Here is a 22689-nt window from a genome sequence, read left to right on the forward strand (position 1 = left end):
TTGTCGCCGCCCTGAGGAAAGAGGCAGCAGACCCATGAAAAAACCCCGCTGGGTGATCGACAAAGAACAGTCCAAACGTGCGGCAGCCGCAGAGACCGTGTGGCTTTTCGGGCTGCACGCGGTGCGCGATGCGCTGGAGAATCCTGCGCGCGAAAAGCTACAGCTGATCGTGACGCGCAACGCCGCCGACAAGCTGGCGCAAGCGATTGCCGCTTCTGGTATCGAGCCCGAGATCGTCGATCCGCGCCGCTTTACCGCGCCGCTTGATCCGCAATCGGTGCATCAGGGCGCGGCACTTGAGGTCAAGCCGCTGGCCTGGGGCAGTCTGCAGGACGTCTGTCTTGGCGACGGCGTAAGCGCGCCGCGCGTCGTTCTTCTGGACCGGGTGACCGATCCGCATAACGTCGGTGCGATCCTGCGCTCGGCCGAGGTCTTTGGCGCGCGCGCCGTGATTGCCCCGCGCCATCACGCCGCGCCTGAAACCGGCGCCTTGGCCAAGACCGCCAGTGGCGCGCTTGAGCGTCAGCCCTACCTGCGGGTGCGCAACCTGGCCGATGCCATCACCGAGCTTCAGGCCATGGGATACATCGTGCTTGGGCTTGCGGGCGAGGCCGAAACCACCATCGAGGCCGAGGTCGAGGGGCGGCGGGACCGCCCCGTCGCGCTTGTGCTCGGGGCCGAGGGGCCGGGGCTTCGCCAGAAGACCCGCGAAAGTGTTGACGCGCTTGTGCGGATCGACTTTGCGAGCGATTTCGGTTCGCTCAATGTCTCGAACGCGGCGGCGGTGGCGCTTTATGCCGCGCGCCCCTGAGGCATCGCTGCGGCATCCTCGAAGGCATAGATAAACCGGCCCTTGATCATCCAGCTAAAGCCAAAGCTGATCAAGCCGATGCTCTCGCCGACGAAGGTCAGGCGCAGGCTGTCCCAAAAGGCGGCGATGGATTCGGCCATTGCCGCGGGCAGGACAAGCCCCAAAAGCGCGCCCTTGATTGCCAGCACGGCCACCACCGCAAAGATCATCCGGCCAAGGGCGCGATACCAGATATTGCGCCGGTCCTTGCGATTGCCGGGCGCACGCGCGGCGGGAGAATTCTCGCGGGTGAAGACGAAATACGAGAAATAGCCAAGGATAGAGAACATCACCCCGGCGGCCCCGAAATGCAGCGCCTTGAGCAGGGTGGGCACGTTTTCGGGGGCACCGAAGATCGGGAAGCTGGCCCAGAAATCATAGGAAATCGTGCCGCTTACCGTGCCGCCGGGCGGGTGAAACCCCTCGGATCCTTGTGCCTGCGTCAAAAAGACCTGCGCCACCTCGGCGCCGTCATAGGCACAGCCCGAGCCGGTGGTGGGCGAAAACGCCACCAGAATGCCGGCAAGGCCTGCGAGCTTTAAAAGCACGATATCAATCTTGCCATAGCCGAGACAACCGACCCGGTTGGTGGTGCGAAAGCCGTAAAAGAACATCAGCAGCAAGCCGATGAAACTCAGCGAGCCGACAAGGATGTCCCCGCCCAGCCGACTGTAATAATAATGGCTGATCGAGGCGTTGAAACAGGTGTTGGTCAACAGCGTGACCAGCGCCAGCGACACCGGCAACAGCAGCGCCACATAGCCTACGCCAAGGTTCAATTTACGCAGATCAACGTCAAACGGCAAATCCTGCGGGCCGGGTTGCGAGCTTGGCGGTTGCGGCGGAAGGGGACTGTCCGGCAGATCGGTCATTGGCTGAAATCCTTGTGCTTTGAATAACATAATCATAGCACGGAGCGCGGGCAGGCGCGAAAGTTTTGCCGCCCTGGGGTTGGAAATCCCCCACATCCGCCCGATATCAGGGCCATGACACCAAAGATTGCCACATGCAGTTATTGCAGCACCCGCGCGGCGTTGGTCCTTGATCGGGGCAGACATGAATTGATCTGTGCCAGTTGCGGCGCGCCGCTGCACGAGATGAAGGCGCTGCACAAGCCCGTCCAACGCGCACGCTCCGGCCGGGCCCGGCCGATGCCGCTGCCGCGGCAGGACTATGACCCCGAGCGCGGCTCTGAACGCCCCAACCGCAAGCGGCGCAAGCCGCGCAAGGGATTGGCGCGCAAGATGCTGGAAGAGATCTGGGACGTGGTCGAAGATATCTTTGACTGATCCACGGGTCGCCGTTGCCCGGTAAATTTACAGTCACAGGTTTATTACAAACCCTTTTTATTCTGAGATTCGTTCCTAGATATTATTGCAGAGGCGCCGATCTGGAACTTCGGTGCTTCATTTCACTGTCCCTCGTTCCGCGACTGGCGCCCAGGCTTTTGCTTGGGCGCTTTTTTCTGGCGCGGTTTCGTGATTGAGTGCGGGACATGAGTGAAACCTACAGTGATTCCCATCTGCGCGAGATCCTGACCCGCACGCGGCGCGTGGCGGTGGTGGGCGTGTCGATGAACCCGGTGCGCCCAAGCTATTACGTGGCGCGATACCTGACCCTCAAGAAATACCAGGTGGTGCCGGTCAATCCGGGCCATGCCGGTCAGATGCTCTTTGGTCAGAAAGTCGTGGCGACGCTTAGCGATATCGAGGGCGATGTGGACATGGTGGATATTTTTCGCCGCTCTGAACACGTACCGCCCATCGTGGATGAGGCGCTTGCGGCCTTTCCGGGCCTCAAGACGATCTGGATGCAGATCGGCGTGGAGCACGCGGAGGCGGCGGCAGTTGCACGGGCACGCGGTGTGGATGTGATCATGGACCGCTGTCCCAAGATCGAATATCAGCGGCTGTTCGGGGAGTTGCGCATGGGTGGTTTCAACACCGGGGTGATTTCGTCGAAGCTTTGATTTGGGGCGCTGCCCCCGTCCAAGAAAATTCGGCGAATTTTCTTGGACTCCCCCGGAGTATTTTTGCCAAGAAGAAGCTGGGTTTGGTCAGCTGGCTTTGAAATCGGCGGCGATGCGCAATTCGCGCAGGGGGCGGACACGGTCGATACAGGCGGCATAGATCGGGTGCGCCTTATAGGCGGCCAAGGCGGCATCATCGTCGAATTCTGCATAAACCACCAGATCGACGCGGTCGCCGGCGATGGGATCGCTTTGCAGGTTGCGGCCCACTTCAAAGTGTGCCGAATGCGGGATTTCGGACAGCATCATCAGGCCGTTATGGATTTCGTCCACCTGATCACGATTGGCGGCGCTGAAGAAAACGATATGGCGGATCATGGTTATCCCTTGGGTCGAGAGGCTTTTTCGGCAAGGCCCGAGGTGCCCTGGCGGCGCGCAAGTTCCGCCATGACGTCCTCAAGGGCGACATCGCGCGACTGCAACATCACCAGCAGGTGAAACAGCACATCGGCGGCCTCGGACGTGAGGCCCGGCTTGTCGCCTTTTACGGCCTCGATGATCGCCTCGACCGCCTCTTCGCCGAATTTCTCGGCGCATTTTTCCGGGCCCTTGGCCAGAAGGCGCGCGGTCCAACTCGAGTCAGGATCGGCAGTGGCGCGCGCGGCGATGGTTTTGGCAAGTTCGTCGAGTGTCATGCGCCAATCCTGATCGGGATGCCTGCGGCGGCCATATGCGCCTTGGCCTCGGCAATGGTGAAAGTGCCGAAGTGAAAGATTGAGGCGGCGAGCACGGCAGATGCGCCGCCGATGGTCACCCCTTCGACAAGATGATCGAGTGTGCCAACGCCGCCCGAGGCGATCACCGGAATATCCACCGCATCCGAGATCGCCCGCGTCAGCGGCAGGTTGAAGCCTGCCCGCGTGCCGTCGCGATCCATCGAGGTCAGCAGGATTTCACCAGCGCCCTTGGCGGCCACGAGGCGTGCAAAATCAACCGCGTCAATGCCGGTGGGTTTGCGCCCGCCGTGGGTGAAAATTTCCCATTTGCCGGGCGAGACCGTCTTGGCGTCGATGGCGACGACGATGCACTGGCTGCCGAACTGATCGGCGGCACGCGCGACCACGTCTGGGTCGGCCACGGCGGCGGAATTGAAGCTTACCTTATCTGCCCCGGCGAGTAGCAAGGCGCGCACATCGGCTGCGCTGCGCACGCCGCCACCCACCGTCAGCGGGATATAGCATTGCTCGGCGGTGCGTCGCACCACGTCAAACATCGTGCCGCGGTTTTCATGGGTCGCGTGGATGTCGAGAAAGCAAAGCTCGTCCGCGCCCGCCGCGTCGTAGGCGCGGGCGGCATCGACCGGATCGCCGGCATCGACCAGATCGACAAAGTTCACGCCTTTGACAACACGGCCATCGGCCACGTCGAGGCAGGGTATGATGCGTGTTTTGAGCATATTATCGCTGTTACAGTGTTTTCACGCCGATGTTTATGGCCAAATGTGGTTACATGCCAGAGGGTAAGGCCGATAAGTTTTGAAATTGAAGGAGTTTACGATGAAGCGTTTTCTTGCGGCTGTTGCGGTCTGTGTGGCGGGTCTTCCGGCCTTTGCCAGCAATGACGATATCGTCAAGGTCCGCTCGTCGGACGATGTGGCGACAACCATGGACCGGCTTGAGGCGGCTGTGACCGGGGCAGGGGCGACGGTTTTTGCCCGCGTGGATCATGCGGCGGGCGCGGCCAAGGTTGATATGGAACTGGCCCCGGCGCAGGTTCTGATCTTTGGCAATCCCAAGCTGGGCACGCCTGCCATTCAGGATAACGCGGTTGCGGGGCTGTTCCTGCCGCTCAAAGTTCTGGTCTATCAGGATGGCGCGGGCCAAACTTGGCTGGCCTATGAAGACCCCAAGGAGATGCTTGGCGATCTTGGCGGCATTTCCGAGGATGCGGGATATATCAAGACGATGACCGGCGCGCTTGGAAAGTTGACCGGCAAGGCCGCTGGCGAATAATGGCAATAGCCCCCGGCACGCGCCGGGGGCGCCTCCGCTAGCGCAGGGCGGCGAGCGCCTCTTTGAGGTCAAGCGCGCCGTCATAAAGCGCACGCCCCGAGATGGCCCCGTTCAGCGAAGCACCACAGTTTTTAAGCGCGATCAGGTCGTCAAGCGAGCTGACGCCGCCGCTGGCAATGACCGGGATCGAGACGGCATTGGCAAGCTCTGCGGTGGCCTCGACGTTGGGGCCCTTCATCGCGCCGTCGCGGTTGATGTCCGTATAGATGATCGCCGCGACGCCCGCGTCTTCAAAGGATTTCGCCAGATCGGTGACCATCACATCGGTTTCGGTCGCCCAGCCTTTGGTGGCGACGCGCCCGTTGCGCGCGTCGATGCCGACCGCGACCTGACCGGGAAAGGCGCGCGCGGCCTCGCGCACAAGGCTTGGATTTTCCACCGCCACCGTGCCAAGGATCACCCGGGCAAGGCCCTTGGAGAGCCAGCGTTCGATCGTCGCCATGTCGCGGATGCCACCGCCAAGCTGGGCAGGCACGCGACAGCGCTCAAGGATCGCCTCGACCGGGGCGGCGTTGACCGGTTCACCGGCGAAGGCCCCGTTGAGATCGACAAGGTGAAGCCACTCGCAGCCGGCGTTCACAAACTCCAGCGCCTGTGCGGCGGGATCGTCGTTGAACACCGTGGCGCGGTCCATTTCACCCTTCACAAGGCGCACGGCATTGCCGTCTTTGAGGTCAATCGCAGGGTAAAGAATCATGATTTCGGCCTTTTGTCGTAACGTCATGGCCTTTTGCACAGGCCAAAGCCGAAATGCAATGTGGACAGGGGCAGGGGGTAAGGCAATTGTAAGGTTAGTCGGGCAAAGCCCACTAAGAGAATTTCCGGGAGGATTGAAAAGATGAAGAAACTCGTACTCGCCGTCGCCGCACTTATGGTCACCGCCGGCATGGCTGCCGCCGCCGATCCGCTTGAGGGCACATGGCGCACTGCGGCCGATGACAATGGCGATTCCGGCCTGATCCAGGTTGCGCCCTGCGGCAATGCGCTGTGTGGCAAGCTGGTGAAATCCTATGACTCGGCGGGCAAGGAAAAGCCGAGCACGATGATCGGTCGCAACATCATTTCCGAGACCCAGAACAAGGGCGGCGGCACCTACAAGGGCAAGATCTATGCCCCCGACCGCGACAAGACCTATAGCTCCAAGTTGCTGCTCAAGGGCAATACGTTGTCTGTAAGCGGTTGCGTGTTCGGGATTTGCCGCAATGGCGGGACCTGGAAAAAGGTTCAGTAAACCGCCGGGATCGACAGGGGCGGCCCGGTTTTTTCCGGGCCGCTTTTACGTTAAGGTCGGGTATGGCCGATCAGACTCTGCCCCCCATACCCGCCCCATCGGGCATTCTGGAAGCCGCGCTTTATGCTGCGGATCTTGATGCGGCCGAGCGGTTCTATGGCGATGTTCTGGGGCTTGAGCGGATCGTTCGGGTGGCTAACCGGCACGTGTTTTACCGCGTCGGCGCGGGCGTGCTCTTGATTTTCAACCCAATGGAAACCTGCAAGCCGCCGGGCAACCCCGATCTGCCGGTGCCGCCGCATGGGGCGCTTGGGCCGGGCCATTTCTGTTTTGCGGTCGATGGGGCGGAGCTTGATGCGTGGCGTGCGCGTCTTGTGGCGGCGGGTGTTGAGATTGAGGCCGATTTTCATTGGCCGAGCGGCGCGCGCTCGCTCTATTTCCGTGATCCGGCGAAGAATTCCATTGAAATGGCCGAGCCGCAGCTTTGGGCGAAATAGGCGCTCAGGGTTTCCAGTTCAGGAAATTCGCAATCATCCGCAGGCCGGTATCCTGGCTTTTCTCGGGGTGAAACTGGGTGCCGACGATGTTGTCGCGCCCGACCACGGCGGTGATCGCCCCGCCATACTCGACATGCGCCAAAAGATGCGCCGGGTCGGCCACGCGGAAATGATAGGAATGCACGAAATAGGCATGATTGCCGGTCTCGATGCCGTCAAAAATCGGGTGGGCATGGTCGATCACCAGATCGTTCCACCCCATGTGCGGCACCTTCAGGGACGCGTCATCGGGTGCGATATGCTCGACCGTGCCGCCGATCCAGTCAAAACCGGGGGTCTCTTGATACTCAAGGCCGCGCGTCGCCATCATCTGCATTCCGATGCAGATGCCCATGAAGGGGTGGCCCTTGGCGATCACTGCCTCTTCGATCGCCTCGAATACGCCGCGATGGTCAAAGAGCTCTTGGCGACAGGCCGGAAACGCCCCGTCACCGGGCAACACCACGCGCGACGCGCTTCGGATCACCTCGGGGTCCGAGGTGACAAGAACGCGGCCTGCGCCGGTTTCGGACGCCATCCGCTGAAACGCCTTCTCGGCGGAATGCAGGTTGCCGGATTCGTAATCGACGATGACCGTTGTCATGACTCAGAGCGCGCCTTTGGTCGAGGGGATGGCATTTGTGGTGCGCGGATCGGTTTCCACCGCTTCGCGCAGCGCGCGTGCCACCGCTTTGAAGGCGGCCTCGGCCATGTGGTGGCTGTTGATCCCGTGCAGCGCATCGACATGCAGGGTGATGCCGCCATGGGTGCTGAGCGCCTGAAAGAATTCGCGCACCAGCTCGGTGTCGAAGGTGCCGATCTTCGGCGTGGGCAACTCCATGTTCCAGACAAGGAACGGGCGCCCCGACAAATCAAGTGCGGCGCGCACAAGCGCGTCATCCATCGGCAAGAGGCAGGCGCCATAGCGCCGAATGCCCTTCTTGTCGCCAATCGCGTGGCTGAGCGCCTGACCAAGGGCAATACCGACATCCTCGACCGTGTGGTGATCGTCGATATGGAGATCGCCCTCACAGCGGATTTTCATGTCAATCAGCGAGTGGCGTGCCAGTTGATCCAACATGTGATCGAAAAAGCCAACCCCGGTCTGATTGTCATAAGATCCGGTGCCATCAAGAGCGATGTTGACGCTGATGTTGGTCTCGGCAGTTTTACGGCTGATCTGGGCGCTGCGCATGGGGCCTCCGCTGGTTGCTGGGTGGTGTATAATCCGCGCGGGGCGGCGCGCCAAGTCCCAAGCGGCAGGCGCGGGAAAAGCGGGGGCGGGCGTTGCCCAAAAACCCCCGCAGGTCAGCGGGTTACTGACCGTATTTTGCGCAGGCACCTTTTGGGCGGCACCCTAGTTGCGCCCTGCCATGACCCCGCCATCGACATTCCAGATCGCCCCGGTGACCCAACCGGCGGCATCGGAGAGCAAAAAGTCGATGGTGGCGGCGATATCGCCGGGCGTTCCGATGCGCCCGATGGGGTGGAAGGCATCGAAAGCGTCATGCAGCGTCTTGCTGATGTCCTCGGGCGCGATGAAGGCCCCGAAGATCGGTGTTTCAACGATCGCCGGGGCCACGGCGTTGACGCGAATGCCATGCTCGCCAAGTTCCATCGCCAGATGTTGCGTCAGCGCGTGCAGGCCCGCCTTGGCCATCGAATAGGCCGATGACGGGGTGGCCTTGATCGCCTGATGCGCCCACATCGAACCGATATTGACGATTGCGCCGCCGCCATGGGCCACCATGTTGCGCGCCACTGCCTGTGTCAGGCGAAAGGTGGCGCGGTTCAGGGCGTGGTAGTGGTCGAAATCGGCCTCGTCGTGATCGAGAAAGGCCTTGGGGCTAAAGGTGCCGACCGCATTGACCAGCATCGAGATATGGCGCTCGCGCCCGGCGATGGCCTCAAGCGCCTTGGTGACGCTGTCGCCTTGGGTCAGGTCAATGCCCATGCTGTGAACGCTGCCTTTGGCGCCTAGGGATTCTACCGCTTTCTCAAGCTTGTCGCCGGGTCGCGCCAAAAGGGCGATCTCGACCCCGCGATCCAGCAGGCGTTCGGCGGTGGCATAGCCCATGCCGGACGAGCCGCCGACGATAAGCGCAAGAGGGGGTGTGGGTGTCATGGTAATCTCCGATTCTATCAATCTATCAGTAGGTAGATATATTGAATGGGCGCTGCGCCGCTATGAGTCAATCCCTATCTATCACTAGATATATATTTAGAGTTTGGGCCAGCCACCGAAGCCGACAGCAGAGCTTGATCGAGAAGCGACTTCCCTCTATCTATCGGTAGACACATGAGGGGCCGCCATGACCGCGCAAGACATGAAACACCGCATTCTTGAGACCGCCGACGCGATGATCCGAAGCCGGGGCTATAACGGCGTCAGCTTTCGCGAGATCGCCGATGCGGTCGGCGTCAAAAGCGCCAGCGTGCATTACCATTTCCCAACCAAGGGTGCGCTTGGCGCGGCGGTGGCGCGGCGTTACACGGCGACTTTCATGGCCGCCCTTGGCCCGGTGGAAGAGGCCCCAAAGAGCGCCACCGCAGCGCAGGACAGGCTGCACGCCCTGGCGCGCGCTTCGTTGGTCGAGGAAAACCTGATGTGTCTGTGTGGCATGCTCGGCGCCGAAATTGCCGACCTGCCGCCAGAGGTGGTTGCCGAGACGCGTCAGTTCTTCGAGGAAACCATCGGCTGGCTGATCGGCGCCTTTGAACAGGGCGATTGGGCGGCCAGCCCCGCGGCGCGGCGCAAGCTGGCGCTTGGCACGCTGGCCACATCCGAGGGCGCGCTTATTCTTGCGCGAACCCTTGGCGATATTTCGGTGTTTGACGACATAGACCTGCCACGACCACAGTAATCGCGATCACAGCGGCGTCTGACCCTCGTTTGGGTCCGATGCGTCCAATTTATCGGAAAATTGGAGCGGGCGAAGAGATTCGAACTCTCGACATCAACCTTGGCAAGGTTGCGCTCTACCCCTGAGCTACGCCCGCGTCCTTGGGTGAGGCGTGATTTATAAATTATGGCGCTGATCCGCAAGAGGAAAATCACGCCTCTGGCGGATTTTTTTCACAAAACCCAAATAGCGGCCTCTGCGACCTAAGTGGGACCGGCCTGGCCGTCGGCACGCGCGCGCCGTTTCATGCGCTATGCTAGGCTTGTCGCGCAAGAGAGGCGCGCCCAAGGGGCCAAGCCGACACCACAGGAGGAAACACATGCCAGTCTATCTTATTGCACAGGTCAAGGTCACCGATGATGCCTGGGTGCCCGAATATGCCGCCAAGACCCACGAGATCGTGGCGCGTCACGGTGGCAAATACCTGTCACGCAGCGCCAATATCACCACCCTTGAGGGCACACCGCCGGACACGACGCTGATTGCACTGGTGGAATTCCCAAGCCTTGACGCGGCGAAGGCCTTTGCCAATGACCCCGACTATGCCCCGCTCGGCAAGGCCCGTCAGGCCGGAAGCGAGGGGCATTTCTGGGTGATCGACGACACCGACGCGGCCGGTGACATCCCCTATCTTCCCAAGGGCTAAGAGTAATCCATGCCCGGACCAAAGGCGCATCGCGCCACCGGGCAGCGCCTGCCCGTTCCGGCGGGCTGGCGCTTTGGTGAGGGCTGCGCGGGGTCTGGATGTTGGATGTGCTTGGCCGACATAAAATGCGTTCAAAAGCCGTCAGAGCGCCAACCCACGGGCAGGCACCGTCCGGCACTCAACCTCGGCCTTCCTTGGGGGGCTGCCCCATATCCCCCGGCGTCTTGGGGAGAGTTTAAAACGCCGGGAGAGAGACGCGGGCCCGCTTAGAGGGCGCCGCGTGAGAGTTCACCTGCAATGTGCTCGGCCTGCCGGATGGCAAGCGCCACAATGGTCAGGGTCGGGTTTTCCGCCGCCCCGGTGGTGAATTGCGAGCCGTCCGAGATGAACAGGTTCTCGATATCATGGGTCCGGCCATTGCGGTTGACCACGCCGTCACGCGGGTTCTCGGACATCCGGTTGGTGCCAAGGTTATGCGTCGACGGGTAGGGCGGCGTCGGAAAGCTCCGCGTGGCGCCCACGGCATCATAGATCGCCATGCCCTGCTTATAGGCGTGATCGCGCATCGCCCGGTCGTTGGGGTGATCGGAGTAATGCACATTCGCCACCGGCATGCCGAACTGATCCTTGACGTCATGGTTCAGGGTCACGCGGTTGGTTTCCTGCGGCATGTCCTCGCCGACGATCCACATCCCGGCCATGTTCTCGTAAGAATCAAGCGCGGTGGTAAACTCGCGCCCCCAACCGCCCGGATCAAGGAAAGCCGCCATGAACGGCAGGCCAAGCGACAGGGTCTCAAGCTCATACCCGCCGACAAAGCCGCGCGAGGTGTCATGGCGGGCCTCGTCCTGCATGATGCCGGCCATTGTGGTGCCGCGCCACATCTTCACCGGCTTGTCGAACACACCGTAAACCGAGCCGGTCAAATGCCGCATATAATTGCGCCCCACCTGACCCGAGCTATTGGCAAGCCCGTCGGGATACATCGACGTGGCCGAGTTGAGCAACAGCCGCGGGCTCTCGAACGAGTTGCCGGCCACACAGACGGCGCGCGCCATCTGTTTGTGCTCGACGCCATTCTCGTCGACATAGATCACGGCGTTGACCTTACCGTCGGGCCCGTGCTCGATGCGCTGCACATGCGCCTTGGCGCGCACCTCAAGATTGCCGGTCGCCTCGCCGCGCGGGATGTCGGTATAGGCGGCGGACCACTTGGCGCCCCATTTACAGCCCTGAAAGCAAAAACCGGTCTGCTGACAGGCCATGCGATCATCGTTTTCCTCGCTGTTGATCGCCATGCGCCCGGTGTGGACCTCTTCATAGCCAAGCGCCTTGGCGCCGGCCTCGAACACCTTGTAGTTGTTGCTGCCCGGCAGGCCGGGAATGCCATTGGTGCGCGTCACACCCAGCTTTTTCTCGGCAAGATCATACCAGGGCGCCATTTCAGCCCCGTCAATCGGCCAGTCCAGCAGGTTTGCGCCCTGTACCGGGCCATAGGTGGTCTTGGCCTTCCACTCGTGGTCCTGAAAGCGCAGGCTCGCGCCGGCCCAATGGGTGGTGGTGCCGCCGACGGCCTTGACGATCCAGGCCGGCAGGCCGGAAAAGTCCTTTGCTACGCGCCAGTCGCCGGATGTGGTGCGCGCATCAAGCCAGGCCAGCTGGCCAAAGCTTTCCCACTCGTCGTTGACATAATCCTCGGGCAGGTAACGCCCGCCCGCCTCAAGTGCCACAACGCTTACGCCGCGTTGGGCCAATTCGTTTGACAAGACGCCGCCGCCGGCGCCGGTGCCGATGACAACGATCACGCTGTCGTCACTCAGATCAAAAGGTGCAGCCATAGGTAATCCTCCTCGGTTGGCTATGGCTCAGAGCCAGTTGATGTCGTCAAAACCGCGGTTGATGTAACCGCCCTTGGAAAAGGACTCGCCCTCATAGCCAAACAGTGGCCAGACCGCCTTTTGGTTATAAAGCCCGGTCACCAGACCGCCGCGCACCTGTTGGAAAAAGGCGCTGTCCTCCATAGCGCGCAGGATGTCGACGCGGTCGCGTTCCCAACCGATCGACAGGTAGTCGGCAAAGCCTTTGCCCGCCGCCGCCGCATTCAGCGCGGCAATGCCAAGCTCAACCGCCGGGGCGGCCTCGGCACTGTCATAGCCCTTGACGGCCACGGCGTAATATTCGTCGGCCACATGGTCATGCGGATAGATATCGCGCGCCATCTGGATCAGCGTCGCCATGGTTTCAGGCTTGAGCGCGGTGGTCTCAAGCGCCCAGGCCGCATCGGTGTTGGCGACAAAGCCGGCCCCGACCACGAAAGTGGCCCCTGCGGCCACGGTGCGCGACAACAGCTCGCGCCGCGTCATCCCTTTTCGGGTTTTCACGTCAGTCATTGGTTCTCCTCCCAATTGGTCAAAAAAACAGGCGCATGAAAGCGCCCGCAAATTATTTGAAACGTCCGCCCCGCTCGAGCACTTCGATTTCATAGCCATCCGGGTCGGCGATGAAAAAGAACTTGCCGACAAGCTTGCCGTCGGGCGCGAATTCGACGATTTTGCGGGGCTCCAAGCCCTCTGCGATAAAGCGGGCGTGCTCTGCCTCCAGGTCCTCGACCAGAACCGCGAGGTGGCCATAGCCATCGCCAAGGTCATAGGCCTCTGTGCGGCCCTTGTTGATGGTCAGCTCGACCTCGAACGCGCTTTCGGAATTGGACATGTAGACGAGGGTGAATTTCTCGAAATCAAGCCGGTCCGCGACGTTCAGGCCAAAGGCCTTGCGGTAAAACTCGACCGAGCGCGCCTCGTCCAGGACGCGGATCATGCTGTGAATGGCTTTGGCCATTTTCCCCTCCGGATCAGGTGTGTTGGTCCGGAAAGGTTACCAAAGCTCTGGGGGGGCAGGTAGTAAGCCGCTACTACATGCCCGATTGGGGTTATTCCGCAGCGATCTGGCGGCTGTCGGCGTCAAGCCCGCTTTCGCGGTGGATAAGACAGGTACAGCGCAAGAGCGAGGTAAAGTTCTTTGGCTCTCCGCGCAACTCAAGCACCTCGGAGTGAAGCCTGGACACAAATGCTGGCGTTGATAGCCCCTCACTTGCGGCGATTTCATCAAGAATACCCCAGAAAGAATTTTCCAGACGGATGCTGGTGCTTTGACCGTTAAGGCGCATCCGGCGGGTTTCAAGCGCATAGCGATCCGGGTCTTGCCCGGCAAAAATTCGGCACATAAGTGGTTCCTCCCTCATCCGCCGGGCGGGTCGCGCCGCGCGGCGGATCTCAGTCCGTGACCCATCATTGCCGATTTTTGCGCGTGGGGGAAGAGCGTGGCGCCGGGCGCGTGTCAATCCGCGCGCGCCCGCCTGCGTTTCTGGCGCAACAGGTTCAGCGCCTCGACCCCGCCACCAAACAGCATCGCGGCATAGATAAAGCCACGCTCGACATGAAAATGAAACCCATCCGCCACAAGCGCCATGCCCACCATAAGAAGAAACGCAAGCGCCAGCATCTTGGTCGAGGGGTGCGCCTCGACAAAGTTGGAAATCGGTGTGGCGGCGATCATCATCACCACGATGGCCACGCAGATCGCCGCGATCATCACCTCGATATGATCGGCAATCCCCACGGCGGTGATCACGGAATCAATCGAGAACACCAGATCAAGCAGCATGATCTGCACGATCACCGCGCTCAGGGTGACGCGGGCAAGTGTCGCCTCGCCATGCGCGGGGGCCTCGCCTTCGACCTCGTCAAAGATTTCCGTGCTGGCCTTGTAGATCAGGAACAGCCCGCCCAGCACCAGGATCACATCGCGCCAGGAGATACCCCAGCCGCGAAGGGTGACGAACGGCTCTGACAGCCCGATCAGCTTCGCGATGAAAAACAACAGGATGATGCGCAGCAAAAGGGCCCCGCTCAGACCGATCAGGCGCGCCCTTGCGCGGTGCTCCTCGGGCAGCCGCGCGGCGGCGATCGAGATGAAGATCACGTTGTCGATGCCAAGCACGATTTCAAGCACCGTCAACGTTAGAAACGCGGCCCAGACCGCGGGGTCGGACAAAAGCGTGATCATCTCTGCTGCTCCTCTCTTAGCCGTATAATTCTGGTTTTTGGTCGGGCAGGGTGAAATCCTCGGTATGCACGATCACCCCGTCGCCAGTAAGCAGCAAGATACCATAGGCGCCCGGCTCGTCGATCGAAAGGCTCGGGTCCTGAAAGCCAAGCGCCATCGGCATCTGGTGGCAGGGGCTCTTGAAGATGCTGACCGGGATGCCGCCCGCCGCGCCCTGAATGGTGCGGTGGATATGGCCGCTGACGATCTGTACCACGCCGCCATGCGCCACCAGACGCTCGATCAGCTCGGCGCGGTTGTGAAGCCCGATCCAATCCATGCCGGAAAACCCGGTGATCATCGGCGGATGATGGGTGAAGACCACGATGCGGCGCTCGCCCGCCGTGGCCAGAGCGTGATCCAGCCAGTCAAGACGATGCGCGCACAGATGCCCCGAATGGGTGTCATCGGCCGCCTCGTTGAGGGTATCAAGCAGGATCAGGCGGTAATCGCCAATATCCTGAAAATGCTGCACAAAGCCCGCCTCGGTGACCGGCACCTGCGGGAAGTCCGCAAGGAACGGCGCGCGCCGGTCGTGATTGCCAAGCATCAGATCCACCGGCAAAGGGCAGCCCGCAAGCGCCTGTTTCAGGCGGGCATATTCGGCCGGGGCGGCGTTATGCGCAAGATCGCCACAGAGCACGATCCGCTCGGCATCGGGATGGCGCGCGGTTGCATGGGCAAGGCCTTGGGTGAAACGCTCGAACGGATCAAGCCCGATGATCTTCTCGCCCTCGGGCAGGATGTGGATATCGGTGAAAACCAGAACTTTATGCATCCGTCGCGCGCCCCCCGGATCAAAGCAAAGACGCGCGAACCATCGTCGGATTCGCGCGTCTTGAAAAGGCTCTACTTTAAGGCCCCCGCGATGTCGCGAGGCCGCCTGTCAGGGCGGATGAGCCGCTATTCGAACTCGACCAACAGATCCTTGGCGTCGATCTGACCGCCGGGCGTGACATGCACGGCCTTGATGGTCGCGTCGCGCTCGGCGTGAATGCCGGTTTCCATCTTCATCGCCTCGATGGTCAGCAACAGATCACCCGCCTTGACCGCCTTGCCTGCAACGGCGGCCACGCTGGCCACCACACCGGGCATTGGTGCGCCGACATGGTTGGGGTTGCCAAGCTCGGCCTTGGGGCGTGCGGCGGTCTGCGCCTTGGCAAGCCGGTTCGGCACCCGGATCACGCGCGGCTGACCGTTGAGTTCGAAGAACACCTTGACCTCGCCATCGGGCAGGGTGTCGCCCACCGCCTGAAGCCGGATTTCAAGGATCTTGCCGGGGTCGATCTCGACGCTGATTTCCTCGCCCGCTTCCATGCCGTAAAAGAACGTTCGCGTCGGCAGGGTGCGCACCGGGCCATAGGTCCGATGACGGCCCATGTAATCGAGGAACACCTTGGGGTACATCAGGTAGCCATTGAGGTCCTCGTTATCGACCGGTTTGCCCTCAAGCTCTTTGACAAGCTCGGCGCGCGTCGCCTCAAGGTTGACCGGCGCTAGGTGCTTGCCGGGGCGTTCGGTGTTGGGCTTCTCGTCCTTCAGAACCTTCTTGAGGATGCTGGCCGGAAAGCCGCCCGGCGGTTGGCCGAGGTTGCCGCGCATCATGTCGATGACGCTGTCGGGAAAGGCCACATCGCTCTCGGGCGCTTCGACCTCGGCGCGGCTCAAGCCTTGGCTGACCATCATTAACGCCATGTCGCCAACCACCTTGGACGAGGGCGTCACCTTGACGATATCGCCGAACATCTGGTTCACATCCGCATAGGTGCGCGCCACTTCGGGCCAGCGTTCCTCAAGCCCGAGGCTGCGGGCCTGCGCCTTGAGGTTGGTGAACTGACCACCGGGCATTTCATGCAGATACACCTCCGAGGCGGGCGCCTCCAGGCCACTTTCAAAGGCCACGTATTGCGCGCGCACATGGCCCCAGTAATCCGACATCTCGCGGATTTTCTGCGGCGCGATGCCGGTGTCGCGCGCGGTATGGCGCAGCGCCTCGACGATCGAACCAAGGCAGGGCTGGCTGGTGCCGCCCGAAAACGCATCCATAGCCGCATCGACCGCATCCACCCCGGCCTCTGATGCCGCCAGAATGGTGGCCCCGGCAATGCCGCTGGTGTCATGGGTGTGGAAATGCACCGGGATATCAAGCTCATCCTTGAGCGCCTTGACAAGCGCCGTCGCCGAGGGCGGTTTCAACAGCCCCGCCATATCCTTGAGCCCGAGAATATGCGCGCCTGCGGCCTGCAAATCCTTGGCCATCGAGACATAATACTTGAGGTCATATTTGGCGCGGTCCGGGTCAAGAATATCGCCCGTGTAACAGATCGCCCCCTCACAGATGCGCCCCGTGTCATTCACCGCATCCATCGCGACGCGCATGTTTTCAACCCAGTTCAGGCTGTCGAAGACGCGGAATACGTCAATGCCGGTCTCGGCGGCCTGGCGGACGAATTCCTGCACCACGTTGTCGGGATAATTGGTATAGCCGACCCCGTTGGAGGCACGCAAAAGCATCTGCGTCAGCACGTTGGGCATCGCGGCGCGCAGATCGCGCAGGCGCTGCCAGGGGCATTCCTGCAAAAAGCGATAGGCCACGTCAAAGGTCGCCCCGCCCCAGCATTCCACGCTGAACAACTCCGACAGGTTGGCCGCATAGACCGGCGCCGCGCGCAGCATGTCGATCGAACGCATGCGCGTGGCCAAAAGCGATTGATGCCCGTCGCGCATCGTGGTGTCGGTCAGCAATAGCCGGTCCTGCGCCAGCATCCAGTCGGCCACGGCCTTGGGGCCCTTGGCATCGAGCAGGGTCTTGGTGCCCGCCGTCGGCTCGCCAAGGCAGGCGGGCGGGCGCGGCAGCTTGAGGTCGGCCGGTTTCGCGCGCCCGGTGGTCTCGGGATGCCCGTTCACGGTGATATCCGCGATATAGGTCAGAACCTTGGTGCCCCGGTCCCGCCGCTTGTTGAATTTGAACAGCTCCGGCGTGGTGTCGATGAACTTGGTCGAATATTCGTTGTTCAGAAACGTCGGATGCTTGAGCAGGTTTTCAACAAAGGCGATGTTGGTGCTTACACCGCGAATACGAAATTCGCGCAGGGCACGGTCCATCCGCGCAATCGCCGCCTCTGGGGTCTGGGCATGCGCCGTGACCTTGACCAGAAGGCTGTCGTAAAACCGCGTGATCACCCCGCCCGAATAGGCGGTGCCGCCATCTAGGCGAATGCCCATGCCGGTCGCAGAGCGATAGGCGGTGATGCGGCCATAATCGGGGATAAAGTTATTTTGCGGATCTTCCGTGGTGATCCGGGTCTGAAGCGCGTGACCGTTCAGGGTGATGTCATACTGGCTTGCCTTGCGGGTCGCCTCGGTCAGCGTCTTGCCCTCGGCGATCTTGATCTGGGCCTGTACGATGTCGATGCCGGTCACCTCTTCGGTGACGGTATGTTCGACCTGCACGCGGGGATTGACCTCGATAAAGAAGAACGCGCCGGTGTCCATATCCATCAGGAATTCGACCGTGCCGGCGCACTCATAGTTCACATGCTTGCAGATGCGATAGCCAAGCTGGCAAATCTCTTCGCGCTGTGCCTCGCTCAGGTAGGGGGCGGGGGCGCGTTCAACCACCTTTTGGTTGCGCCGCTGAACGGAACAGTCACGCTCGTAGAGGTGGTACATATTGCCGTGCTTGTCGCCAAGGATTTGAACCTCTACGTGACGTGCGCGCAGGATCATCTTTTCAAGATAGCCCTCGCCATTGCCAAAGGCCGCCTCGGCCTCGCGCCGTCCCTCAAGCACCTTTTCCTCAAGCTCGTCTGGCCCGTTGATTGGCCGCATGCCACGCCCGCCGCCGCCCCAGCTTGCCTTGAGCATCAACGGATAGCCAACCTCGGCGGCCTGCGCGCGGACCTTGTCCATGTCATCGCCAAGCACTTCGGTCGCCGGAATGACCGGCACGCCGGCCTCGATCGCCACGCGGCGCGCGCTTGCCTTGTCGCCCAATTGGCGCATGGTTTCGGCCTTGGGGCCGATAAAGGTGATCCCGGCGGCATCGCAGGCATCGACGAATTCAGGGTTTTCCGACAAGAGGCCATAGCCGGGGTGGATCGCATCCGCGCCCGATTGCTTGGCGACGCGAATGATTTCCTCGATCGAGAGATAGGCCGCCACCGGCCCCATGCCTTCGCCGATGCGGTAGGCCTCGTCAGCCTTGAAACGGTGCAGGCTAAGTTTGTCTTCCTCGGCAAAGACCGCGACAGTGCGCTTTCCCATTTCATTGGCGGCGCGCATGATGCGAATGGCGATTTCGCCCCGGTTCGCAATCAGAATCTTCTTGAATTCGGCCATGGTCTGTTCCCTCGAAATATCGTGTCTTTATGTGGCGCGGGGCTCACGCCGCATTGCGGCGCTGTGATCTTGTAGGATTTGTGAAAGGTTTGCGCAATCCGCCATACTGGGTATTTCCCGGCTGGGGAAATTTCCTGACCGGGCGGGTAGGGGGCCTTACCCGGTCGGGATCAGCCGGTCGCGCACGTCAAACAGGGTCTTGGTGCCAAGCTGCCCCATATTCGCCTTGAGGTCCTGCGCCAGAATATCCGCCAGATGCGTCGGCCCCTCGGCCCCGAGCGCGCCAAGCGCGAAATGCCAGCCGCGCCCCATCATCACGAAATCCGCCCCAAGGGCGATGGCGCGCAACACGTCCAGCCCGCCCTCGATCCCGCCATCCATGATCACCGGAAGACGGGTCGCGGCGCGCACCTCTGGCAGGGCCTCGATGGTGGCGGGGGCGGCGTCAAACTGTCGGCCCGCATGGTTTGAGACCCAGATCGTATCAACGCCCTCACCCTCAAGCGCGCGCGCGTCATCGCCGTTTAGCACGCCCTTGACTACGATCGGCCCTTCCCAGGCGTCGCGCAACCAACGCAGATAGTCCCAATCCGGCGAGGTGCGCAAAAGGTATCCGGCGTGCTTGTTCGACGGCAACCCCTTGGTTCCGCCCGCATAATCGTCAATCAACCGCATCCGCGGCATGCCCATGCGCGCCATACCAAGCGCCCACGCCGGGCAGCGCGCCACCTGCGCCAAAAGCCGCGGCGTCAGTTTCGGCGGCTGCGTCAGGCCCGAGCGCGTCTGACGTTCGCGACGGCTTCCGACCGGCACATCCACGGTCAGCACCAGCACGCTGAACCCGGCGGCGCGCGCACGGTTGAGCATATCGGTGCGAATATCCGGATCGCGCGGCGGATAAAGCTGAAACCAGCCCTGTCCGTTCAAATGCGGGCCGACATCCTCGGGCCTTTGGCTTGCCACCGTCGAAAGCCCATAGGGAATGCCCGCCGCCGTCGCGGCGCGCGCAAGGTGGCGCTCGGCATCCGGCCAGATCAGCCCCGACATCCCCACCGGCGCAATGCCAACCGGAAGGGCATGCACCTGCCCCAAAAGCGGCGCGGTGATATCGGGCGTGAACTCGCCATGCAGGATCGACGGCATCAGCCGCACCCGATCCAGCATCTCGCGATTGCGCGCCTTGGTGGCCTCGACCCCGGTGCCGCTATCGAGATATTCCCAGACGAACCGCGGGATACGCGCGCGCGCACGGGTGCGCAGATCGGCCAGGGCGGGGTATTTTGAATGCAGGTCCATACCCCGCATTTGCGCGGGTTTTCAGGGACTTGTCCAGCGCATCGTGAGGCTGTGCAAAACCACGGGAACAATCCCCGAACATCTCTTTATCTCGGGGCAAGCCCGCGCTATTGTGGCCGCCATGAGCACATATGACGAATCCGACGCCTTTGAAGGCGCCTCTCTTGCGGCCCGCGCCATGGCGGCGCGCCCCTCTCCCTATCTTGAGGGGCTCAACCCCGAACAGCGCAAGGCGGTCGAAACCATCGACGGCCCGGTCCTGATGTTGGCCGGGGCCGGCACCGGCAAGACCAAGGCGCTGACCACGCGGATCGTGCATATGCTCAACACCGGCAAGGCGCGGCCCAACGAAATTCTGGCGGTGACCTTCACCAACAAGGCCGCCCGCGAGATGAAAAACCGCGTCGGGCACCTTTTGGGCCAACCCGCCGAGGGCATGCCCTGGCTTGGCACCTTTCATTCGATCTGTGTGAAACTTCTGCGCCGCCACGCAGAGCTTGTCGGCCTCAAGTCCAACTTTACCATTCTTGATACCGACGATCAGCTTCGGCTTTTGAAACAGCTGGTGCAGGCGGCGGGGATTGACGACAAACGCTGGCCCGCGCGCGCGCTTGCCGGGGTCATCGACAACTGGAAAAACCGCGCCTGGACGCCCGACAACCTGCCCGCCGCCGAGGCGGGCGCCTATGACGGCAAGGGCCCCGCGCTTTATCGTCAGTATCAGGCCCGGTTGATCGAGCTCAACGCCGTCGATTTCGGTGATCTGCTGTTGCATGTGGTCAGCATCTTTCAGACCCACGACGATGTTCTGGCGCAATACCAACGCTGGTTCCGCTTTATCATGGTGGACGAATATCAGGATACCAACGTCGCCCAATACCTCTGGCTGCGGCTTCTGGCGGCGGGGCACAAGAACATCTGCTGCGTCGGCGATGACGATCAGTCGATCTATGGCTGGCGCGGGGCCGAAGTGGGCAATATCCTGCGGTTTGAGGCGGATTTTCCCGGCGCGGCGGTGATCCGTCTGGAACAGAATTACCGCTCGACCCCGCATATCCTCGCCGCCGCCTCAAGCGTGATTTCCGGCAATCAGGGGCGTTTGGGCAAAGAGCTCTGGACCGAGGCCGAGACCGGCGAAAAGGTGCGCCTGATCGGCCATTGGGACGGCGAGGAAGAGGCGCGTTGGATCGGCGAAGAGGTCGACGCGATGCAGGGCGGCACCCGCGGGTTGCGCGGCTTTTCGCTAGATGACATGGCCATTCTCGTGCGTGCCTCGCACCAGATGCGCGCGTTTGAGGATCGGTTTTTGACCATCGGCATGCCCTACCGCGTCATCGGCGGCCCGCGCTTTTACGAGCGCATGGAAATCCGCGACGCCATGGCCTATTTCCGCCTTGTCACCTCGCCCGCCGATGATCTGGCGTTCGAGCGGATCGTGAACACCCCCAAACGCGGTCTTGGCGACAAGGCCCAGCAGAAAATCCAGATGACAGCGCGCGCCAATGGCGTACCGCTGATTGAAGGCGCGCGCATTCTGCTCGCCGAAAAGGGGCTGGGCGGCAAGGGCGCCATTGAACTTGGCAAACTGATCGAGGGGCTGGATCGTTGGGCCTCCCTGACCCAAGGCGAATTGCGCCGGGTGGCGCTTGATGCCGACAGCGTTGTGGAAGATGGTGGCGAAATCGAGCGGGTGGAATACGGGCCGCCCGAGATGACCCACGTCGAGCTGGCCGAGACGATCCTGGACGAATCTGGCTATACCGGGATGTGGCAAAACGACAAGACACCCGAGGCGCCGGGGCGACTTGAGAACCTCAAGGAACTGGTCAAGGCGCTCGAGCAGTTCGAGAACCTTCAGGGCTTTCTCGAACATGTCAGCCTGATCATGGATAACGAGGCGGGCGAAGACGGCGAGAAAATCTCGATCATGACCCTGCACGCCGCCAAGGGCCTTGAATTTCCGGTTGTGTTCCTGCCGGGCTGGGAAGACGGGCTTTTCCCCTCGCAGCGCTCAATGGATGAAAGCGGTCAGCGCGGCGTCGAGGAAGAGCGTCGGCTTGCCTATGTCGGCATCACCCGCGCCGAAGAGGTCTGCACGATCTCCTTTGCCGGCAACCGCCGGGTTTATGGCCAATGGCAAAGCCAGATGCCCTCGCGCTTTATCGACGAATTGCCCGAGGATCACGTCGAGGTGCTGACCCCGCCGGGCCTTTATGGCGGCGGTTACGGCGCTGCGGGCATGAACAGCACGCTCGAAACCCGCGTCGCCGAAGCCAATGTCTATAACTCGCCCGGCTGGCGCCGTCTTCAGACCCGCAGCGCCGAGCGCCCGACCAGCCAGCCGCGTGAGGCCAGCAAGACCGTGATCGACCTGCAAGCGGTCAGTGCGCATTCCATGGGCGAGCGCGTCTTTCACCAGAAATTCGGCTATGGTCTGATCATCGGCATCGAGGGTGACAAGCTCGAGATCGACTTTGAAAAGGCGGGTGCCAAAAAGGTCGTCGCGCGCTTTATCACCGGTACGGATGACGTGCCCTTCTGACCTCTGGCGCTTGGCGATCTGAATTTGAGTATCCACGCCGTGGAGCAAACCCTCCGACTTCCAGTCGGACCCGCTTCAGCGTGAAAGAATCGCTTTATGATCGTACCCTCAGAAAAATGAGCCGCAGCCGGGTCGGAGGCTCATTTTTCTGAGGGTACGATCATGCAATATGACACCGGCAAACACTGCGTTTTCTATC

At 61.7% G+C, this 22689-nt stretch carries 25 protein-coding genes and 1 tRNA gene; 9 read left to right on the plus strand and 17 right to left on the minus strand.

The window, feature by feature from the left end; genetic code table 11:
* Positions 1-34 precede the first annotated feature (34 nt).
* Positions 35-811: a 23S rRNA (guanosine(2251)-2'-O)-methyltransferase RlmB gene (gene rlmB, locus ROG8370_RS07330; RefSeq protein WP_085826428.1), complete on the plus strand. Its 777-nt coding sequence runs from the start codon at positions 35-37 to the stop codon at positions 809-811.
* Here the strand turns inward: rlmB and ROG8370_RS07335 are convergent.
* Positions 793-1722 (minus strand): hypothetical protein, encoded by a 930-nt coding sequence (locus tag ROG8370_RS07335; protein ID WP_085826429.1) that lies wholly within the window; start codon positions 1720-1722, stop codon positions 793-795. The two genes, rlmB and ROG8370_RS07335, sit on opposite strands and share 19 nt — an antisense overlap.
* A 279-nt stretch (positions 1723-2001) precedes the next feature.
* Here ROG8370_RS07335 and ROG8370_RS21310 point away from each other — a divergent pair, with 279 nt between their 5' ends.
* Together ROG8370_RS21310 and ROG8370_RS07345 are read left to right on the plus strand one after the other, a co-directional pair.
* The gene (locus ROG8370_RS21310) at positions 2002-2139 is read left to right on the plus strand and encodes a hypothetical protein (RefSeq protein WP_306372365.1); all 138 of its coding nucleotides are present in this window, start codon (positions 2002-2004) and stop codon (positions 2137-2139) included.
* 206 nt (positions 2140-2345) lie between these two features.
* Complete coding sequence (locus ROG8370_RS07345; RefSeq protein ID WP_085826431.1) at positions 2346-2819, plus strand: CoA-binding protein; 474 nt, start codon at positions 2346-2348, stop codon at positions 2817-2819.
* 87 nt (positions 2820-2906) lie between these two features.
* On the opposite strand, the gene ROG8370_RS07350 is transcribed toward ROG8370_RS07345, so the two are convergent.
* Genes ROG8370_RS07350 through hisF form a run of 3 tightly spaced genes read right to left on the minus strand, consistent with a single transcriptional unit; the run spans position 2907 to position 4275 of the window.
* Positions 2907-3197, minus strand: coding sequence for a Dabb family protein (locus tag ROG8370_RS07350; protein ID WP_085826432.1), 291 nt, complete (start codon positions 3195-3197; stop codon positions 2907-2909).
* A 2-nt stretch (positions 3198-3199) separates the two neighbouring features.
* Positions 3200-3514 (minus strand): phosphoribosyl-ATP diphosphatase, encoded by a 315-nt coding sequence (locus tag ROG8370_RS07355; protein WP_085826433.1) that lies wholly within the window; start codon positions 3512-3514, stop codon positions 3200-3202.
* The gene (gene hisF, locus ROG8370_RS07360; protein WP_085826434.1) at positions 3511-4275 is read right to left on the minus strand and encodes an imidazole glycerol phosphate synthase subunit HisF; all 765 of its coding nucleotides are present in this window, start codon (positions 4273-4275) and stop codon (positions 3511-3513) included. Before hisF ends, ROG8370_RS07355 begins: the two co-directional genes overlap by 4 nt.
* A gap of 100 nt (positions 4276-4375) precedes the next feature.
* On the opposite strand from hisF, the gene ROG8370_RS07365 reads away from it, so the two are divergent.
* Positions 4376-4831 carry a DUF302 domain-containing protein gene (locus ROG8370_RS07365; RefSeq protein ID WP_085826435.1) on the plus strand — a complete coding sequence of 152 codons (456 nt, stop codon included), beginning with the start codon at positions 4376-4378 and terminating at the stop codon, positions 4829-4831.
* 37 nt (positions 4832-4868) lie between these two features.
* Here ROG8370_RS07365 and hisA read toward each other — a convergent pair whose 3' ends face one another.
* On the minus strand, positions 4869-5588 hold the full coding sequence (hisA, locus tag ROG8370_RS07370; RefSeq protein WP_085826459.1) for a 1-(5-phosphoribosyl)-5-[(5-phosphoribosylamino)methylideneamino]imidazole-4-carboxamide isomerase: 720 nt from the start codon (positions 5586-5588) through the stop codon (positions 4869-4871).
* 141 nt (positions 5589-5729) lie between these two features.
* On the opposite strand from hisA, the gene ROG8370_RS07375 reads away from it, so the two are divergent.
* Together ROG8370_RS07375 and ROG8370_RS07380 are read left to right on the plus strand one after the other, a co-directional pair.
* Entirely contained in the window at positions 5730-6122 is a 393-nt protein-coding gene (locus ROG8370_RS07375) for a DUF2147 domain-containing protein (protein WP_085826436.1), read from the plus strand.
* A 62-nt stretch (positions 6123-6184) separates the two neighbouring features.
* Positions 6185-6619, plus strand: a complete 435-nt coding sequence (locus ROG8370_RS07380) for a VOC family protein (RefSeq protein ID WP_085826437.1) — start codon at positions 6185-6187, stop codon at positions 6617-6619.
* Positions 6620-6623: 4 nt separating this feature from the next.
* On the opposite strand, the gene hisH is transcribed toward ROG8370_RS07380, so the two are convergent.
* The 3 genes from hisH to ROG8370_RS07395 form a co-directional block, all read right to left on the minus strand.
* Positions 6624-7262, minus strand: coding sequence for an imidazole glycerol phosphate synthase subunit HisH (hisH, locus tag ROG8370_RS07385; RefSeq protein WP_085826438.1), 639 nt, complete (start codon positions 7260-7262; stop codon positions 6624-6626).
* Positions 7263-7265: 3 nt separating this feature from the next.
* Positions 7266-7853: an imidazoleglycerol-phosphate dehydratase HisB gene (hisB, locus tag ROG8370_RS07390; protein WP_085826439.1), complete on the minus strand. Its 588-nt coding sequence runs from the start codon at positions 7851-7853 to the stop codon at positions 7266-7268.
* A gap of 162 nt (positions 7854-8015) precedes the next feature.
* Positions 8016-8783, minus strand: a complete 768-nt coding sequence (locus ROG8370_RS07395) for an SDR family NAD(P)-dependent oxidoreductase (protein WP_085826440.1) — start codon at positions 8781-8783, stop codon at positions 8016-8018.
* Positions 8784-8970: 187 nt separating this feature from the next.
* On the opposite strand from ROG8370_RS07395, the gene ROG8370_RS07400 reads away from it, so the two are divergent.
* Positions 8971-9522 (plus strand): TetR/AcrR family transcriptional regulator, encoded by a 552-nt coding sequence (locus ROG8370_RS07400; RefSeq protein WP_085826441.1) that lies wholly within the window; start codon positions 8971-8973, stop codon positions 9520-9522.
* Between the two features lie 61 nt (positions 9523-9583).
* Here ROG8370_RS07400 and ROG8370_RS07405 read toward each other — a convergent pair.
* A tRNA-Gly gene (locus ROG8370_RS07405) sits at positions 9584-9658 on the minus strand.
* A 222-nt stretch (positions 9659-9880) separates the two neighbouring features.
* Between ROG8370_RS07405 and ROG8370_RS07410 the strand changes: the two genes are divergently transcribed.
* A complete protein-coding gene (locus tag ROG8370_RS07410) occupies positions 9881-10207 on the plus strand; it encodes a DUF1330 domain-containing protein (protein WP_085826442.1) in 327 nt (108 codons plus the stop codon).
* Between the two features lie 266 nt (positions 10208-10473).
* Here the strand turns inward: ROG8370_RS07410 and ROG8370_RS07415 are convergent, their stop codons facing one another.
* From ROG8370_RS07415 to ROG8370_RS07450, 8 genes are all read right to left on the minus strand, one after another.
* Positions 10474-12045 carry a GMC family oxidoreductase gene (locus ROG8370_RS07415; RefSeq protein WP_085826443.1) on the minus strand — a complete coding sequence of 524 codons (1572 nt, stop codon included), beginning with the start codon at positions 12043-12045 and terminating at the stop codon, positions 10474-10476.
* 27 nt (positions 12046-12072) lie between these two features.
* On the minus strand, positions 12073-12597 hold the full coding sequence (locus ROG8370_RS07420) for a Twin-arginine translocation pathway signal (RefSeq protein WP_085826444.1): 525 nt from the start codon (positions 12595-12597) through the stop codon (positions 12073-12075).
* A gap of 52 nt (positions 12598-12649) precedes the next feature.
* Entirely contained in the window at positions 12650-13045 is a 396-nt protein-coding gene (locus ROG8370_RS07425) for a VOC family protein (RefSeq protein WP_085826445.1), read from the minus strand.
* Positions 13046-13136: 91 nt separating this feature from the next.
* Positions 13137-13430 (minus strand): ribbon-helix-helix domain-containing protein, encoded by a 294-nt coding sequence (locus tag ROG8370_RS07430; RefSeq protein ID WP_073194927.1) that lies wholly within the window; start codon positions 13428-13430, stop codon positions 13137-13139.
* Positions 13431-13543: 113 nt separating this feature from the next.
* The gene (locus tag ROG8370_RS07435) at positions 13544-14272 is read right to left on the minus strand and encodes a TerC family protein (protein ID WP_085826446.1); all 729 of its coding nucleotides are present in this window, start codon (positions 14270-14272) and stop codon (positions 13544-13546) included.
* Positions 14273-14288: 16 nt separating this feature from the next.
* Positions 14289-15089, minus strand: coding sequence for a phosphodiesterase (locus tag ROG8370_RS07440; protein WP_085826447.1), 801 nt, complete (start codon positions 15087-15089; stop codon positions 14289-14291).
* Between the two features lie 125 nt (positions 15090-15214).
* Positions 15215-18652, minus strand: coding sequence for a pyruvate carboxylase (locus ROG8370_RS07445; protein WP_085826448.1), 3438 nt, complete (start codon positions 18650-18652; stop codon positions 15215-15217).
* Between the two features lie 156 nt (positions 18653-18808).
* A complete protein-coding gene (locus tag ROG8370_RS07450; protein ID WP_085826449.1) occupies positions 18809-19957 on the minus strand; it encodes an alpha-hydroxy acid oxidase in 1149 nt (382 codons plus the stop codon).
* Between the two features lie 112 nt (positions 19958-20069).
* Between ROG8370_RS07450 and ROG8370_RS07455 the strand changes: the two genes are divergently transcribed.
* On the plus strand, positions 20070-22490 hold the full coding sequence (locus tag ROG8370_RS07455) for an ATP-dependent helicase (protein WP_085826450.1): 2421 nt from the start codon (positions 20070-20072) through the stop codon (positions 22488-22490).
* Positions 22491-22689 lie beyond the last annotated feature (199 nt).

It is taken from the genome of Roseovarius gaetbuli, assembly GCF_900172365.1.
GTDB classification, from domain to species: Bacteria; Pseudomonadota; Alphaproteobacteria; order Rhodobacterales; family Rhodobacteraceae; genus Roseovarius; species Roseovarius gaetbuli.